The sequence below is a fragment of the Nannocystis exedens genome (assembly GCF_002343915.1).
In the GTDB taxonomy this organism is placed as follows: domain Bacteria; phylum Myxococcota_A; class Polyangia; order Nannocystales; family Nannocystaceae; genus Nannocystis; species Nannocystis exedens.
This window is the reverse complement of the sequence record NZ_NETK01000001.1, coordinates 8,517,211-8,533,625: the sequence shown is the minus strand read 5'-3', so window position 1 is coordinate 8,533,625 and position 16,415 is coordinate 8,517,211. Positions and strand designations below refer to the sequence as shown.

Genomic DNA, 16,415 nt, shown 5'->3' with positions numbered 1-16,415 from the left:
AAAGCCCGACCGACGCGAGACCAGTCAGGCCGCTGCGCGCGCTGCTCCGCGGCTGGCCGACCTCGTGAGGCCTCCGCATCGACGGCGATCGGGTGTCGATGCGCGCAGGCGCGAGGCGTCGCGGAGCTCGAGGCGGTGGTCGGCGACGTCCTCGCGCGGCTCGCCGACGCCTGCGCGTGACCAGCCATCGGCCCGCCGCTCGCCTGTCTTTTCGGACATTTTATTTTGTCGTGAGTGACATGTCCTTACGGACATGCGATCGCCTGCCCGCCCTCTCGCGGGTCTGGTCCCCGCCGCTCGGCGCCTGACCTGCGAGGCGCCCGGCTCGCGTGCTTGCAATTGCAAGCACCATACGCGCATGATCACGGCGGCTCGCGAGCTCGCCGTCACCCCGCTGGCAGGCGCGCACCGATGAAATCGGCCGCGACGACGGCAGCCGGGTGCCCGCGGTTGCAAAGCACCACGGTCACCCAATCATCATAGATCGCCAGATCGCCGCTGACCCCCGGGGCGCTGCCGCCGTGCCCATAAAAGCTCTCGCCGTTGCAGGTCCGCACCGCCAGGCCGAGGCCCCAGTGCGACGTGCCTGCCGCGACCTTCGGGGCCGTCATCGCCGCCAGGGTCGCCGCGCCGACCAGCGCCCCGCGCCGCAGGGCCACGACGAAGGCGTGCAGATCTTCGACGGTCGAATAGCCGCCGCCGGCGGGCAGCCCTTCGTACGGCTTCAGGGCCTTGCGCCCCGTCGCCCCCGCGCCGGTGTACGGAATGGCGGTCGCGCGCGCGGAGGCGGACGCTTGCGACGTGCTCGACATCCCCGCGGGCCCGAAGATCCGCTCCTGAAACACCGCCTCGTACGGCTTGCCCGTCACGCGCTCGAGGATCGCCCCCAGCAGGACGAACCCGTAGTTGCTGTAGCCCCACCGCGACCCCGGCGCGAACGCCGGCTCGCGGGCGCCGTAGAAGCGCACCAGGTCGGCGGTGGTCTTCAGCGCCTCGGCGTTGGCGTCGTACTGCGGGCCGAAGATGTCGCCGGTGCCGCCGGTGTGGGTCAGCAGGTGCTCCACCGTCACGCGCTCGGCCAGGCTCCGGTTGGCGTAGTCGGGCAGGTGGCGGGCCAGCGGGTCGGCCAGGCCGAGGCGCCCCTGCTCGACGAGCTGCATGATCGCCACCGCCGTGAACGCCTTGCCCATCGAGCCGACGCAGAACCGGGTCGACGGCGTCACCGGCAGCGCTCGTGCGTCGTCCGCCGAGCCGTGGCCCGCGCTGAACAGCACCTGTTCCCCGCGCGCGATCAACACCGCCCCGTTGAAGCGACCCGCCCGGGCTGCCTCGTCGAGCTTCGCCTTCGCCGCGGCGATCGCCGCGTCCTGGTCGAGCCGCGGGAGGGTCCCCTCGGCCGGCGCGCCGGCGAAGGCGATGTCGTCGAGCCTGTCCGGGCCCGACGCGGTGAGCACCACCTTCGAGCGCCGGTCCCACGCCCGATCCTTCACCCACGCCGTGATCTCCTGCGGACCCGTCACCTGCGCCGAAAGCAGCTCGAACCCGCCGGTGACCTCGCGGACCGCCAGGTCGTCGTCGACGTACGGGCGCACCGTCGGCGCGAGCGTCTCGACGAACCGCGCGTACACGCCGAGGTCCGGATCGTTGAACGCCGCCAGCCAGCGCTCCAGCCACGATTCGAGCACCCGCGGCGGATCGGGGGCGGCCGCGCCGGCGGGCTCGCCGGCACGCGGGCGACAACCGATCGATCCGACGCCGGCGACCAGCCAGCCGGCGCCTGCGCCCATGGAGACGAGTAGCTCGCGTCGTTTCACGATGCGGCCCCATTCTAACCCGGCGACCCGCGACCACGGCGAAAATGCAGGGGGCGCCGACCTCGGGGGAACTTCGCTGAGGGTCCTCCGGAGGTCGCGACGGCGTCGCCCCGGCTCCTCGTGGCTCCCAGCGGTCGCCGTCGCCAGGAGTCGGGGTGCCCCCGCGGGCGGGCCCGGGCTCGTCGCCCGACGCTCACCCGGCGTCGGGCGTCGCGGCGCGCAGGGCCAGGCCCGACGCGATCGACATCAGCTCGTCGCCGCTGCGCAGCTTCTCGGCCCCGAAGCGCGCCTCGAACAGCGCGCGGACGACCGGCACGAACGCGGTGCCGCCGGTCATGAACACGCAATCGACGTCGGCCGGGGTCACGCCGGCGCGGGCCAGCGTGTCGTCGAGGCAGGCCGCGATCGAGGCGGTCACCGGGGCGATCCAGCGCTCGAAGTCGCGGCGCGACACCGCGGCGTGGATGTCGATCTCGCCGTCGCTGAAGTCGAACTTCGCCTGCCGGCTCCTCGACAGCTCGACCTTGGTGCGCTCGACCGACTTGTGCAGGTGAAACGCCCCGTTGGTCTCGATGATGTGCATCAGCTTGGCGATCCGCTCGGGGTGCCGGGCGCCGCGGCGCAGGCGCTCGAGCTCGGCGCGCACGCGGGCGCCGGCGAGGAACGGCAGGTGATGCCAGCGCGCCAGCTTGTAATAATACGAGTTGGGGATCAGCCGCTCCTTGCCCATCTCGACGTAGGTGTCGCCCTTGCCCAGCGCCGGGCACACGAGGTGCTCGATGAGCGCCGCGTCGAGGTCGTCGCCGGCCGCCCCGACGCCGCCCGTGCCGACGATGTCGCGGGCGCGGTCGTTGCCGCGGCCGGTCGGGCCCATGCGCATCAGGCAGAAGTCGGTCGTGCCCGCGCCGAAGTCGGCCACCAGCGCCAGCTCGGGCCGCGTCAGCGTGCGCTCGTAGTGATGCGCCGCCGCGACGGGCTCGAACTCGAGGCGCGCGTCGCGGAAGCCGGCCCGGCGCGCCGCCGCCAGCAGGCGCTCGGCCGCCAGCGCGTCGGCCTCGGGCGTGGTCCCGCCGGCGAAGTGGACCGGCCGGCCGATCGTCGCCGCGTCGATCGCCACGCCGAGGTTCTGCTCGGCGCGCTCGCGCAGCCGTTGCAAGAACAGCGCGATCATGTCGTCGAGCCCGATCGCGTGGTGAGCGACCTGCGTGCGCCCGATCGACTCGGTCGTGAGGTGCGTCTTGAACGACTGCAGCAGCCGGCCCTCGCCCATGCACTCGAGGTACGCCTCGATCCCCTCGCCGCCCGCCGCGTACTGGATCGGCAGCGCGACCTCCTGCTCGTCGGGCTCGAAGAACAGCAGGGTGCGCCAGCTCGGCGCGAGCGTGCCGAGCGTCGGCAGCTGGGCGAAGCGGACCCGACCCTCGGCGTCGACGAGCGCGAGCGCCGAGCTCGAGGTGCCGAAATCGATCCCGACTCTGGGGGCGCTGGCTGGCATCGTGAGGGCGGGACTTTTACCGCGAACGCGGGACCCGTGGGGCGCGTTCGTCGGCGACCGGCGCGGCGTCGAATTCGCCGCCCGCGCTCCTGGCGCGCATCCCCGATGCCCTCGCGCCCCGCTCGCGGCTCGCGCGGCGACCGTGGACCTCAACGCTCGGCCTCGCGGCCCCTCGTGCGCAGCGCGCTGGTCACCTCGCGGGCCGTGTCGATGAAGGCGCGCAGCGCGGGCGAGACCTGCGCGCGGCTGGGGAAGTAGAGGAACAGCCCCGGCACCGCCGCGGCGAACGGCTCGAGCACGACGCGCAGGCTGCCGCGTTTGAGCTGCGGCAGGATCGTCGGCTCGAACGCATAGACGAGGCCCACGCCCGCCTCGGCCATGGCCAGCATCACGCGCTCGTCGTTGGTGGTGATGCTGCCCTGCACGGGGAGCCGCCAGCTCTTCTTGCCGCGCTCGAGCTCCCAGGCGTACAGCGCCCGCGTGGTCGGCGAGCGGTACGTGATGCACTCGTGCGCGAGCAGGTCCTTCGGGCTCTCCGGCACGCCCCGCCGCTTGAGGTAGGACGGCGCGCCGGCGACCACGAAGCGCGACGTCTGCGTCAGCCGGACCTGGACCATGTCGCGCTCGATGAACTCCTCGAGGCGGACGCCGGCGTCGAAGCCCTCGGCGACGATGTCGCGGCGGAGGTTCTCGACCTGGACCTCCACCTCGACCTTCGGATAGCTGGCGACGAACCGCGGCAGCACCGGCGTGATCACGAACGGCACTGCCATCGCCGGCACCGTGAGGCGCACCTTGCCCGTGACCTCGTCCGCCCGCGCCGAGGCCGACTTGAGCGCCTCGAGCGCCTGCTCGACCCCCGGCCCCGCCTGCTCGAACAGCCGCCGCCCCGCCTCGGTCAGCGCCACGCTCCGCGTCGTCCGCGACAGCAGGGCCACCCCGAGCCGCGCCTCGAGCTGGCGCACCGCCTGGCTCGACGCCGACGGCGAGATCCCCAGCTCCGTCGCCGCCGCGGCGAAGCTCCGGTGCCGCGCCACCGCGAGGAAGGTGTTCAGGGCGTTCAGGGGCGTGAAGGCCATTGTGAAGATTTACTACATGGCGTGTTCGCATTCTACGGATTCCCCGCGCCCGGCCCCGCGCCTACGCTCCCCGCCCGAGGAGAGGAACGACCCATGCTGAAGACCCCTGCCTACGCGGCCGCGCATGCGGGCGCGGCGCTCGCTCCGTACACCATCGAGCGCCGCGAGCCCGGCCCGCACGACGTGCTCATCGACATTCTCTACTGCGGCGTGTGCCACTCCGACCTGCACCAGGCGCGCGACGAGTGGGGCGGCGCCATCTTCCCGATGGTGCCGGGCCACGAGATCATCGGCCGCGTCAGCCGCGTCGGCGCCGAGGTGACGAAGCTCGCCGTCGGCGACCTCGCCGGCGTCGGCTGCGTCGTCGACTCGTGCCGCGAGTGCGAGGTGTGCCGCCGCGACCTCGAGCAGTTCTGCGAGAAGGGCTCGGCGCTGACCTACAACTCCACCGAGATGGATCGGAAGACCCCGACCTACGGCGGCTACTCGACGCGGATCGTCGTCGCCGAGCACTTCGCCCTCAAGATCCCCGCCGGCCTCGACCCCGCCGGCGCCGCCCCGCTCCTCTGCGCCGGCATCACCACCTACTCGCCGCTGCGCCAGTACGGCTGCAAGAAGGGCGACCGCGTGGCGGTCGTCGGCCTCGGCGGGCTCGGCCACATGGCGGTCAAGCTCGCCGCGTCGATGGGCGCCGAGGTCACCCTGCTCAGCACCTCGCCCGCGAAGGAGGCCGACGCCCGCCGGCTCGGCGCCCACGCCTTCGCCGTCACGAAGGACGAGGCGACCTTCACCAAGCTCGCCGGCCGCTTCGACCTCATCATCGACACCGTCTCGGCCCCGCACGACTACAACAAGTACCTCGGGACCCTGCGCGTCGGCGGCTCGATGGTGCTCGTCGGCGTCCCGCCCGAGCCGACGCCGGTGGGCGCGATGGGGCTGATCTGGGGGAACAAGCGGCTGGCCGGCTCGGGCATCGGCGGCATCGCCGAGACGCAGGAGATGCTCGACTACTGCGCCGCCCACGGCATCGTCTCCGACGTCGAGATCATCCCGATCCAGCAGATCAACCGCGCCTACGAGCGCCTCTTGGCCGGCGACGTGCGCTACCGCTTCGTCATCGACCTCGCCAGCCTCGCCCAGCCGGCCGCGTGACGCCTTCGACCGGAGCTCGCCGACCGGCGAGCTCCGGCTCACGGCAAGTCGATGACGGTTCGATCGGAACAGGTCGCGCGCGCACCTCGTCCGCGACGCCGACGTCGTCGGCCGGTTCGACCCCGCAGCCCCGCAACCCCGCCGGCTCACGCGGGAGGCAGCAAGAAGGGGTTCTGGGCCGCCCAGGTCGGCGTCTCGGGCTGCGACCAGCGGGTCGTCTACATCCGCACGCCCAGGGCCGGGTCGCCAACGTCGCCCGGACCGACGCCGCCCGGCCGCCCCGTCGGCTCCTCCACCTCCGCCTCCGGCCCCCGGAGCGGCTGCCGACTGCGCGACGGACGTTGTCCGCTCGCGAGCGCGACGACGCTCGAGCGCGTCGCGAGCGGCTCGCCGTCCTCGCCGCGGCCCCGACCGCTGCCCCCGCGGTGACGCGGCGAGCCGCGCCACGTACAGTGACGCCGTGACCTGGGACGCCCCCTACCCCGAGCCGGCCCGCATCCGCGGCGAGGTCGAAGGCATGACCAGCGCCTACGTCACGGCGCTCCTCGAACGCCTGCCGCGCGACGAGCTCGTCGGCCTCTACGCCAAGGGCTCCGCGGTCAAGCCGTGGCACGCCCCGCTCGACTACGTGCCCGAGCTCAGCGACGTCGACCTCCACGTCCTCGTGCAGGACCCCGCGCGGCTCGACGCCGCGATCGGCGGCCTGCGCGGCGCCCTCGACCTGCAGGCGCGCGCCGAGGTCCTCTACTTCGAGCGCTTCCCCGACCCGATCCACGTCCCGCGCCCGCAGCTCGTCGCCCTCCACGCGCTCAAGGACCAGCCGCTCTACGTCCCCTCGGTGGCGAGCACCGTCCGCGTGCTGCTCGGCGCGCCCTACCCCACCGCCACCGCGCACGACGCCGCGAGCATCCGCCGCATCGACGCCGCCTCGCTCCTCCAGCACGAGGACTACGTCGCGCGCTTGCCGTGGGCCGTCGTCGACACGCCCGCGAAGTTCCTGTGGGATCGCCTGCGCGAGCTCGCCTGGCGCGTCTCGCCGACCGGCTCGCGCGCCCTCAGCGTGCTCGGCCTGCCGTACGCCGACGCGTGGGGCATCAATCGCTCGACCGCCGTGCGGCAGCTGCAGGCGCTCGGCGAGGACGCGCTCGCCGCCGCCTTCGCCGGCTTCTACGCGGCCGCGTGGGACTTCTTCCTGTCCGGCTACGACGACGGCGCCGCGGCCCGTCGCGCCGTCCTCGCGGGCGCCGAGGCGCTCGACCGCGGCGCCCGACTCGGCCGCGCCGCGCTCGCCGACTGAGTCGCGGTCGCGATGCGACCGCCCTGAATGCCGACCGCGACAGGCGCGGGCTGGGTGGATCCCGGGCCCGCGCGCACGAGCATCGACGCGCGGAGCAGCACCGCCGAATTTTCTGCTCGACCGCCGCGACATCGCAGCAGGGCGACCACCGTCCCCGGAAAGAAGGGCCAGAAACCGCGCCAGAAGCGAGCGTGGGTCCAGGGCGAGGCGAAATACGGCCTCGAGCACGGGCCGCCTGGACCTTCGGCACGGGCCAACCCGGTCTACGTCCGGGAGCTGCAGGAGGACTTGATCTGGCTCGGCTACCTGTCGACCAGTCGCGGCAGCGTGACGCCCGGCGAGTTCGACGTGTTCACGCTCGGCGCGGTGCTGGGCTTCAAGCAAGACCTCATCGAGATCTACGGCATCGCCACGAGCCACAAGAGGATCGACGTCAAACCGGGCAGCGTGCGCGCCGGCGAGTTTTCGACCGCGATCTGGTCGCAGCCCAAGTTCCTCTCACCTGTCCGGATCATGCTCGACTGGGTGACCGCCCTGCGTGGCGGCGGCAAGCGCAAGGGCGTTTTCGGCGTCGCCAAGGCGCTCGTCAGCAACGTCCAGAATAACCTCGCCAAGGCGAAGACCGCCAAGAAGTTCCGCGCCTACCTCGAGCGCTTCGAGCACCATCGAGCGACCCTTGAGGCGCTCATGGACAGCTGGCCGCACCTTGCCGCGCTCGAGGCTGTCGATCGCCTGTTCAAGCCCTTCGCGCCGAAGGCCGCGACCAAGGCTGTCGGCGAGCTCGCGCCCGTGCCTCCCGGCAAGCAGCCCAAGCACGACGACTCCGGCGCGCTCGCGGCTGATGCCGTCTGGTCCTCCGAGGGCTACAACGCCCGGGACATGAATCGCAGCTTCTTCCTGGCCGATCTGAACAAGGCCCTGGAGGCCGTGAAGAAGACGCTCGCCCACCTCGACGACCTGCGCGGGCGCATGGCGGCGCTCAGGCCCGCGGCCGAGGTCGACGCCGAATGGACCCCTGCGAAGTCGGCCGCCGAGCAGACCGTCACCACCTTGACGACCCTGCTCGGCCTGGTGCGCTACTGGATCCTCGACTCGCCGACGCAGGTCACGGCCTGGCTGGCGCACATCGTCGAGATGGGGACGGTCGATCAGCCGACCGCGGTGTACCTCAAGGCCCTGCGCGAGGGCGGCAAGATCGGCCCGGGCCGCCGCCCTGCCTATCCGCTGCAGCCGCTGACGAGCAAGGACGACTTCGCCAGCCCCGACGCGCTGGCGACGTTCCTGCGCGAAGAATGCACCAAGCGGACGCCGAACGCGCCAGGGGCGAAGAGCACGACGATGCCGGAGATCGTCGCGCTGCAGTTCTTCGGCAACGAGACGGGCCTGAAGTTCACCCACAGCCTCGCGCCGTTCAACACCCGGGCGGAGGACAAGGACACCCGGCTCGTGATGCTCGGCGTCGACACAAACTCGTACCGCAAGGGCAGCTTCGACGCCGTCTTCCACGCCGGCGGCGACTGGTTCTGGAGCCGCGGCTGGGGCGTCGGCCAGGCGACCGAAGCGAACGGCACGCTGGACGGAATGCAGCTGCGCCGCGGACTGCCCATCCTCCCTCCGGGCAGCGACGCCGTCCAGCACCCCAAAGCCTACGTCGACAGCAAGACCAGCATCACCGACGCCATGACGCGCAAGGTCCTGGCGAAGTACAATCGCACCATGCGCCGCGACTGCACCTTCGGCGGCGTCCCCTTCGGTGCCTACTATGATTGCCACTCTTGCCTCAAGCGGTTCTTCGACGAGAACCTGCGCGGCGTCGGCAAGTACGGGGAGGGGGGCGCCTTCGTGCCGAAGAACGAGACCGTGCTGGGCAACCCCGACCACTCGGACGGCTTCTTCCTCGACCTCGAGCGCTACACCCCCTTCTCTCGCGGCAAGGACGGCGTCGAGGACCCCGACGCCGCGAAGCGATATCGGCGGCTCTTCAACGCCGATCCGGGCCCGGTGGACCCCAACGTGGCGCAGGTACTGCGCAAGATGGACGGCGCGACCGCGATCGCCACGGCCGCCGAGGTGGTGGCCAAGGCCGCAGGCGTCGACAAGGCCACGCTGGTGGCCGCCGTGCAGGCCCACGTCAAGGCGCGGACGCAGCTCCCGTGCTCATGGCTGCAAGTTCGCATCAGCTACGCCGGGAAGGGCGAGCAGGCCTTCAGCTCGCGGTTCGACCTCCTCGACGTGGTCGGCGACCTCAAGGCCAGCAACGACACCGTCATCAAACACATCAAGGAAGCCTCCGAGCTGCGACGATCATGATGAAACGACCGGCTGTGTATCGAACGCTCCTCGTCCTCGCGCCGCTCGCCTGCGGCTCGGCGCCGCGACCGGCCGACACCCCCGCGCCAGCTCCGGCGCCTCCCCGCGCGCAGACGGCGAGCGAGCCCCCCGCACCTGCCGCGCCGCGGGACTGCGCGGACGAGCCCGGGATGGTGTTCATCGCTGGCGGCGACACGGTCTACACCGAGGACCGCAAGACCTACCACCTCGAGCCCTTCTGGCTCGACCGCACCGAGGTGACGGTGGCGGCCTTCCGCAAGTTCGTCGACGCCGGCTACTCGCCGCCGCTGTCCGCGACCGGCCAGCGCGCCGAGCTCGCCTGCACCTGGCAGATGACGGACGCCGACGACATGCCGATCAACTGCATCGACTGGTACCAGGCCGAGGCGTACTGCCTCTGGGCGGGCAAGCGACTGCCGACCGCGCAGGAGTGGGGCTGGGCGGCGCGCGGGCGGGAGGCCCAGCGCAAGTTCCCCTGGGGCGACGCGAAGCCCAGCTGCGACCTGGCGGTGCTCGACCTCGGCCAGCGGCGAGAGGACGGGCGCACCGGCTGCGGTCGCAAGCGGCCCTGGCCGGTCGGCAGCAAGCCGGGCGACACGACGCCGGATGGCGTGGTGGACATGTTCGGCAACGTCGCGGAGGCGACCTCGACGGGCAACACCGCCAACGAGAACTCGACCCGCATCGCCCGCGGCTCGTCGTTCGCCACGGGGCACTGGGCCGACATGGCCATCGACGAGCACGGCGGGTACGCGCCGCGCGAGGCGTGGTCCGACAACGGCGGCGTTCGTTGCGCGAAAGACGCCGGCCCCAAGCCTCCGTGCCGGCCCCCGACGTGAGGCACACTCAAACCTGTGGTAAGCGACCAGAGCCGCCCTCTACGCGCGTGGTGCTCCGGATCCGCGGTCATGTCGAGGCCGACATGCTCGGGCGCGTGCTCGACGTGCTGGAGGCTCGACGATGATCCGCCGCGTGGGTCCTCGCCGATCACCTGGCGCACCGTGAGCGCGAGCGCATCAAACCCGCGCCGCATGTCCTGCGGCTCGGTGCATACGAAGATCAGCGACGAACACCAGGGCGCGGAACATGGGGTTTCCTGACCGGGATACGCGCCGCGCGGCAGCCACGGGCGCGCGGCGGCTACGGGCGCACGGCGAGCAGGGCCCGGGTGTGGTCGGGGCCCGCGGCGCTCATCATGTCGATCAGCGTGCGCGACTCGCCGGGACCGGCGGCGCCGGAGCGACGGATCGACGGGCTCCGGCTCATCGCCCACATCAGGGCGGCGGTCGCCACGGTGGGCAGGCGGCTGTAGGTGACCATCGCGGCGGGGACGACGGCGTCGCCGAGCCGGCGCACCAGGCGGAACCCCTCGTCGGACGCGCGGGCGAGCGCCATCGCCTCGGACCAGGAGATGCCGACGCGGCGCTCATGGGCCCGCACGCTGGCGATCATGCCGGGGACGACGAAGGCGGCGTGGGTGCGCAGCCAGCTCTGCATGTCGGGCTCTACGACCGTGGGAACGCCCGCAGCGGTGAAGACCGGGGCCCAGGCGGGATCGGAGACCGGGGTGAGCAGCGGGCCGCGAGTGACGATGCGGGTCGTCAACACGCCGTCGTCGAGCCAGGCGAGGATCGCCGGGAAGCCGAAGGCGGCGCGCTCGCGGCCGACGGCGTCGCGTAAGCGGTCGAGCGGCTCGAACGTGTTGAACATGAAGAGAATCGTCCGCGCTGCGCTGGCGGCGAGGGCCGGCAGCACGGCGTCGACCTGAGACGCGAGCACGGTGACCAGCACGAGGTCCCACTCGGTCGCGGGATCGAGGGCGCCCTGGACCCGGACTGCGGCGCGCTCTCCGGTGTTCTTGACGATCGCCTGCTCGCGCTCGAGATAGGCGAGGCGGGCACCGCGGGCGATGACGGTGACATCGTGGCCTGCGCGCGCGAGCTGGAAGGCGAAGGTGCTGCCGATCCCTCCGGGACCGAGGATGGCGATCTTCATGGGCTGCGTATAGCACACGTGCGCGGACCACCTGACAGCGAGATGATCGACAGCGCGCGGCAGCAGGTCGGCCGCCGCGTCGAGTTTGTGTCTCCAGAGCGTGCACCGAGGTCGCGGGAATCCCTCATGTGCTGCTCATGGTGCGGGTTATACTGACACCATGTCCCCTCTCCCGCTCCGGGTGCGGATCCTCGGCGGCCTCCTCTGCGCCGAGGCGCTGTCGCTCACGGTGTACTGGGTCGCGACCGGAACCGGTCCCTACGCGGTGTTCCGGCCATGTCCCGGGTGCTGTTGAAATTTCAGGTGGCGGCCTCATCACCCCGAGAGGATTCTCGGGGCTCGAAAACGACAAGGACCGCCGTGATCAAGAGTGCCAGGAAGAGCCCCAGGAACGAAGTCGAGATCGTCGCACCGACGAGCCGTCAGCTCACGATGCCGCTGCCGGAGCTGCTCCACGAGGAGCTGTACGGGGCGGTGACACGCCTCGGACTGGTCGCGCTGAGCGCCCTGCTGCAGCAGGAGGTCGAGGAGCTGTGCGGGCCTCGGTACGCGCGAGGCATGGGAGATCGGCCCAGCCGGAACGGCACGACCGCGGGGAGTCTCGCCCTTGGAGGGCGGCGAGTCGAGGTGCAGCGGCCGCGGGTCCGCAAGGACGGCAAGGAGGTGAATCTTGCGACCTGGGACCGGCTCGCCTCCGAGGATCCCCTGAATCGGCGGGCGGTCGAGCAGATGTTGATCGGCGTGTCGACTCGCAAATACGGGCGCTCGCTGGAGAAGGTGCCCGAGGACGTGAAGACGAGGGGCACGAGCAAGAGCGCGGTCAGCCGTCGATTCGTCGCGGCGACCGGGGCCGAGCTGGATCGCTGGCTGCGGCGCGACCTCGGCGGGCTCTCGATCCATCCATTGACGTGGCCGAGAAGGTCGCGTAAGTGCCTCATGCCGCGCCGCGTCGGAGCGGCAGACGGTCGACGAGTTCGGCTGGTATGTGGTCCGCTGCCAGGCCGTTCCGACTGCGCGCTTTGATCGACGAGCGAAATGCCCAGTTCGCGGTGCGGAAGAGCCCAGTATGTACTCGCGCCGCGCGAACAAGATCGGAGCATACAGGCGGGCACTGCGGCATGATGACCAAGTGGTGGGTTGGCGATGAGGGGAAGGGTCGACGAAGGCCTCCGACATCTGGTTCGACAACCTCGTCCTGCTCGTGAAGTGAGCGCGGACCGCCAGGCCGCCGGGGACGCGAGGGCGCGTCACGGCCCCTGGCGGTCCTGTCATCCTCGATTGCCAATCACGACACGACGATCGACGCGTTCGCCTCGGCGCGTACCGGTGCGTCGCACGGCGATCGACGCATTCGCCTCGCCGCATCCGCGCGGGTGCATCGGTCGACGCGCGTCCGTGCTCGGGGCGCGAGACGATGCCCGCGCCCGGTCGCCGACGACCTGCGGTTCGCGGATCCTCGCGGTGGGACGGAGCCGACGGTGCCGGGCGCCGCTCGGCCGTGTTCGCGGCGCTCGTCCACGTCGCCACGCGGTCTCCGGCCGCGCGCGTCGCCTGTTCGTGACCCTCGCCGCGCGGCCGCGTCCTCGCGTTTCGCGTCACGCCCTGCGGCGACGGGCCGCCCAGGCGCGGCGGCGCCGATCTCATCCGTGCCATCGCGGGCCGGGCTCGGCCCGGCTCGGTCCCGCCTCGCCTCGCGCCTGCGGACCGCATGCGGACGGGGTCCGCCTTCGCAATCCCGGCCGAGCAAAACCGCCCGCGCGGGCCGGCGAGGGCCTCGATATACTGCCTCGCTGGTGGAGGACCGCGCTTACGCCGAGACGCTCGCGCTGACGCGCACCGCGGTCGCCGACGATCCGGTCGCGCCGGCGCCCCGCGCCGCCGACGCCCCGCTCGAGCCCGGCCAGCTGCTCGGGCGCTACATCATCCTCGAGCGGCTCGGCGCCGGCGGCATGGGCGTCGTCTACGCCGCCTTCGACCCCGGCCTCGACCGCAAGGTCGCGCTCAAGCTGCTCGGCCGGCCCGAGGGCGCGCCCGAGAGCGACAGCCACGGCCCCGGGGCCCGCCTGCGGCGCGAGGCCAAGGCGCTGGCCCGGCTGGCCCACCCCAACGTGGTCGCGGTCCACGACGCCGGCGAGGTCGACGGCCGCGTCTTCGTCGCCATGGAGTTCGTCCCGGGCGTCACCCTGCGCCACTACCTCGCCGAGCGGAAGCTGCCCTGGCGCGACGTGCTCGCCCTGTTCGTCGCCGCCGGCCGCGGCCTGCAGGCCGCCCACGCCGCCGGCCTGGTCCACCGCGACTTCAAGCCCGAGAACGTGCTCGTCGGCGACGACGGCCGCGTGCGCGTGCTCGACTTCGGCCTGGCCCGCACGAGCGAGTCCGAAGAGCCAGGTCCCGACGGACATGTCCCAAAGGCCAGCGACTCGCTGCCGGCGTGGGCCTCCGGCCTGCGCGAGCGCCTCCTCGACGGCTCCGGCCCGCGCGAACGGCCGCCCGAGCCCGCGAGCGCGAGCGATCCCCAGCTCGGCGACACCCCGCCGGCCTGGACCTCGGGCCCGCGCGAACGGCCGCCCGAGCTTGCGAGCAATCCCCAGCTCGGCGACACCCCGCCGGCCTGGACCTCGGGCCCGCGCGAACGGCCGCCCGAGCTTGCGAGCGATCCCCAGCTCGGCGACACCCCGCCGGCCTGGACCTCGGGCCCGCGCGAACGGCCGCCCGCGGCCGCGAGCCCGCGCGACCTGCAGCTCGGCGACACCCCGCCGGCCTGGACCTCCGGCCTGCGCGAGCGCCCGCCCGAGGCCTCGAGCGCGCGCCACCCGAGGGTCGGCCTCGACACCCCGCCGCCGTGGGCCTCCGGCCTGCGCGAGCGCCTCCCCGAGGCCTCGGGCGCCCACTTCGACGTCGGCTCGCTGGTCAGCGTCGACAGCCGCCTGACCCGCGTCGGCGCCCTGGTCGGCACGCCGGCGTACATGGCCCCCGAGCAGTTCATGGGCCTGCCGACCAGCCCGCGCAGCGACCAGTTCAGCTTCTGCGTCGCCCTGTGGGAGGCGGTCCACGGCGCCCACCCGTTCGGCGACGGCGGGGCGATGGCGCTGCTGCAGGCGATCTCCCGCGGCAAGCTTCGACCTGTCCCCAGAGACAGACGCATCCCGGCCTGGCTGCCGCGCGCGCTGGCCCGCGGCCTCAGCGTCGACCCGCGCGCGCGCTGGCCCGACGTCGGCGCCCTGCTCGACGTGCTCGAGCGCCGGGCCCTGCGCTCGCGCAGGGCCCGGGCCGCCGGCGCCGCCGGCCTCGCGCTCGGCCTGCTGCTCGGCGCCGGCGTGTGGGGCTACGCCCAGTCGGGCGAGGACGACGAGGTCTGCCGCGGCGGCGCCCTGGCCCTCGCCGGCGCCTGGGACCCGACCCGCCGCGCCCAGGTCCACGCCGCCCTGCTGACCACCGGCCGCGCCCACGCCCGCGCCACCGCCGACCGCGTCGTCGCCACCCTCGACGCCTGGGCCGCCGCCTGGCTGGCCGCCCACGCCGACGCCTGCCGGGCCACCCACGTCCGCCGCGAGCAGTCGCACGAGCTCCTCGACCTGCGCATGACCTGCCTCGACGAGCGCCGGCGCGAGCTCGCGGCCCTCACCGACCTGCTCGTTCGGACAGGTCCCGACGTCGAGGGCCGCGCCGTCCAGGCGGCCGCCGCCCTGACCCCGGTGCAGCGCTGCGCCGACCCGGCCGCCCTCGCCGCCCCGCCCGCCCCGCCCGCCGACCCCGCCGCGCTGGCGCAGATCCAGGCCGTCCGTCAGCAGCTCGCCGACGCCAAGGCGCTGCTCGACGCCGGCCGCCTGCCCGACGGCCTCGCCCGCGCCGAGGAGGCCCACGCCGCCGCCGCCCACCTCGACCACCCGCCGCTCGCCGCCGAGGCGGCCTACATCCTCGGCCTGCTGCAGAACCGCACCCGCGACCCCCGGGCCGCCGAGATCACCCTGACCCGCGCCGCCCTCGCCGCCGTGGCCGCCCGCCTCGACGAGCTGGCCGCGCGCGCCATGATCGAGCTGATCGCCTGCGTCGGCGTCTACCAGACCGCCACCGAGGACGCGATCCGCTGGTCCGAGCTCGCCGGCGCCATGGCCCAAAGGCTAGGTCCCGAGGGACATGTCCTCGAGGCCAAGCGGCTCGGCCACACCGGCATCGTCCGCCAGATCCGCGGCGAGTTCGCGGCCGCGCGCGAGCTCCACGAGCGCGCCCTGGCCCTGCTCGACCGCCCCGAGCGGCCCGACCCGCAGGCGCTGATCGGCACCCTGAGCAACCTCGGCAACACCCTCGCCGAGCTCGGCCTGCACGCCGAGGCCGAGGCCGGCCACCGCCGCGCCGTCGCCCTCGCCGAGGAGTTCTTCGGCCCCGACCACCCGCAGACCGCCATGCTCACCGGCAACCTCGCGGCCGCGCTGACCGACACCGGCCGCGACGACGAGGCCGCCGCGCTGCACGCCCGCGCCCTGGCGATCAAGGAGCGCGCGCTCGGCCCGGACCACCTGTCGGTCGCCGCGTCGCTGCGCCCCATCGCCCGGATCCGCCTGCGCCAGGGCGCGCTCGGCGAGGCGCAGGCGATCCTCCGCCGCGCCCTGGCGATCCGCGAGCGCACCCTCGGCCCGACCCACCCCGAGCTCGCCGACCTGCTGCACGACCTCGGCGAGGTCGCCCGCCGCGAGCGCCGCTTCCCGGCCGCGCAGGCGCTGTTCCGCCGCGCCCTGGCGATCGCCGAGCCGAGCGGCGACGGTCACCCGCTGGTCCAGCCGCTCCTGCTCGGCCTCGGCCGCGCCGCCCTCGACGCCGGCGACCCCGCGGCCGCCCGCGAGCCGCTGCGCCGCGCGCTCGCGGCCGAGCCCAGGGACCACGCCCCCGCCCGCCCCGAGGTGTCCGCCCGCCTGCGCCTGGCCCTCGCCGAGGCGCTGTGGCCCGACCCTCCCGCCCGCGCCGAGGCCCGCGCCCTGGTCGCCGAGGCCCGCGCCCTGCTCGGCCCCGGCGACGGCTTCGCCCCACTGCGCCGCGAGCTCGACGCCTGGCTCTCGGGACATGTTTTTTAAAACCGCCGCCGCGAGTTTACCGCACGCCTCTCGGGACATGTCCAAGAGGACCTCCGCCGCGAGCGCGTGCCTGGCCGGTGGGCCTGCCCTCGGGGCCGCAGCCGCGCCGCACGACCCCATGGACATGTCCTCCAGGACCGCCGCCGCGCCCCTCGGAACATGGCTCTTGGGACATGTCCAATA

The 16,415-nt window shown here is 73.3% G+C and carries 11 protein-coding genes; 7 read left to right on the top strand and 4 right to left on the bottom strand.

Going from position 1 to position 16,415, the window contains the following annotated elements:
- Nucleotides 1-386: 386 nt before the first annotated feature.
- From NAEX_RS33525 to NAEX_RS33515, 3 genes are all read right to left on the bottom strand, one after another.
- Nucleotides 387-1,814 carry a serine hydrolase domain-containing protein gene (locus NAEX_RS33525; RefSeq protein WP_143141154.1) on the bottom strand — a complete coding sequence of 476 codons (1,428 nt, stop codon included), beginning with the start codon at nucleotides 1,812-1,814 and terminating at the stop codon, nucleotides 387-389.
- A gap of 193 nt (nucleotides 1,815-2,007) precedes the next feature.
- The gene (locus NAEX_RS33520; protein ID WP_096331552.1) at nucleotides 2,008-3,309 is read right to left on the bottom strand and encodes an Hsp70 family protein; all 1,302 of its coding nucleotides are present in this window, start codon (nucleotides 3,307-3,309) and stop codon (nucleotides 2,008-2,010) included.
- A gap of 149 nt (nucleotides 3,310-3,458) precedes the next feature.
- Nucleotides 3,459-4,388: a LysR family transcriptional regulator gene (locus NAEX_RS33515; RefSeq protein ID WP_096331551.1), complete on the bottom strand. Its 930-nt coding sequence runs from the start codon at nucleotides 4,386-4,388 to the stop codon at nucleotides 3,459-3,461.
- A gap of 93 nt (nucleotides 4,389-4,481) precedes the next feature.
- Between NAEX_RS33515 and NAEX_RS33510 the strand changes: the two genes are divergently transcribed.
- The 4 genes from NAEX_RS33510 to NAEX_RS33500 all read left to right on the top strand — a co-directional run bounded on the left by NAEX_RS33510 (nucleotide 4,482) and on the right by NAEX_RS33500 (nucleotide 10,007).
- Nucleotides 4,482-5,540: an NAD(P)-dependent alcohol dehydrogenase gene (locus NAEX_RS33510; RefSeq protein ID WP_096331550.1), complete on the top strand. Its 1,059-nt coding sequence runs from the start codon at nucleotides 4,482-4,484 to the stop codon at nucleotides 5,538-5,540.
- A gap of 460 nt (nucleotides 5,541-6,000) precedes the next feature.
- Nucleotides 6,001-6,837 (top strand): hypothetical protein, encoded by an 837-nt coding sequence (locus tag NAEX_RS33505; protein ID WP_096331549.1) that lies wholly within the window; start codon nucleotides 6,001-6,003, stop codon nucleotides 6,835-6,837.
- 27 nt (nucleotides 6,838-6,864) lie between these two features.
- On the top strand, nucleotides 6,865-9,147 hold the full coding sequence (locus NAEX_RS51105) for a hypothetical protein (RefSeq protein WP_170136213.1): 2,283 nt from the start codon (nucleotides 6,865-6,867) through the stop codon (nucleotides 9,145-9,147).
- A gap of 170 nt (nucleotides 9,148-9,317) precedes the next feature.
- A complete protein-coding gene (locus NAEX_RS33500; RefSeq protein WP_170136212.1) occupies nucleotides 9,318-10,007 on the top strand; it encodes a formylglycine-generating enzyme family protein in 690 nt (229 codons plus the stop codon).
- Between the two features lie 301 nt (nucleotides 10,008-10,308).
- On the opposite strand, the gene NAEX_RS33495 is transcribed toward NAEX_RS33500, so the two are convergent.
- Entirely contained in the window at nucleotides 10,309-11,163 is an 855-nt protein-coding gene (locus tag NAEX_RS33495; RefSeq protein ID WP_096331547.1) for a ketopantoate reductase family protein, read from the bottom strand.
- Nucleotides 11,164-11,323: 160 nt separating this feature from the next.
- On the opposite strand from NAEX_RS33495, the gene NAEX_RS54025 reads away from it, so the two are divergent.
- The 3 genes from NAEX_RS54025 (at nucleotide 11,324) to NAEX_RS33485 (ending at nucleotide 16,232) form a co-directional block, all read left to right on the top strand.
- Nucleotides 11,324-11,458 (top strand): hypothetical protein, encoded by a 135-nt coding sequence (locus NAEX_RS54025; RefSeq protein WP_256254100.1) that lies wholly within the window; start codon nucleotides 11,324-11,326, stop codon nucleotides 11,456-11,458.
- Between the two features lie 65 nt (nucleotides 11,459-11,523).
- Nucleotides 11,524-12,186, top strand: a complete 663-nt coding sequence (locus NAEX_RS33490; protein WP_096331546.1) for a transposase — start codon at nucleotides 11,524-11,526, stop codon at nucleotides 12,184-12,186.
- Between the two features lie 770 nt (nucleotides 12,187-12,956).
- Entirely contained in the window at nucleotides 12,957-16,232 is a 3,276-nt protein-coding gene (locus tag NAEX_RS33485; RefSeq protein ID WP_096331545.1) for a serine/threonine-protein kinase, read from the top strand.
- Nucleotides 16,233-16,415: the final 183 nt, after the last annotated feature.

Bases quoted from the DNA above. Each gene is read 5' to 3' on its own strand.
- NAEX_RS33510 (WP_096331550.1), top strand. From the start codon at position 4,482: ATGCTGAAGACCCCTGCCTACGCGGCCGCGCATGCGGGCGCGGCGCTC.
- NAEX_RS33515 (WP_096331551.1), bottom strand. From the start codon at position 4,388: ATGGCCTTCACGCCCCTGAACGCCCTGAACACCTTCCTCGCGGTGGCG.
- NAEX_RS33500 (WP_170136212.1), top strand. From the start codon at position 9,318: ATGGTGTTCATCGCTGGCGGCGACACGGTCTACACCGAGGACCGCAAG.
- NAEX_RS33520 (WP_096331552.1), bottom strand. From the start codon at position 3,309: ATGCCAGCCAGCGCCCCCAGAGTCGGGATCGATTTCGGCACCTCGAGC.
- NAEX_RS54025 (WP_256254100.1), top strand. From the start codon at position 11,324: ATGTCCCCTCTCCCGCTCCGGGTGCGGATCCTCGGCGGCCTCCTCTGC.
- NAEX_RS51105 (WP_170136213.1), top strand. From the start codon at position 6,865: ATGCCGACCGCGACAGGCGCGGGCTGGGTGGATCCCGGGCCCGCGCGC.
- NAEX_RS33495 (WP_096331547.1), bottom strand. From the start codon at position 11,163: ATGAAGATCGCCATCCTCGGTCCCGGAGGGATCGGCAGCACCTTCGCC.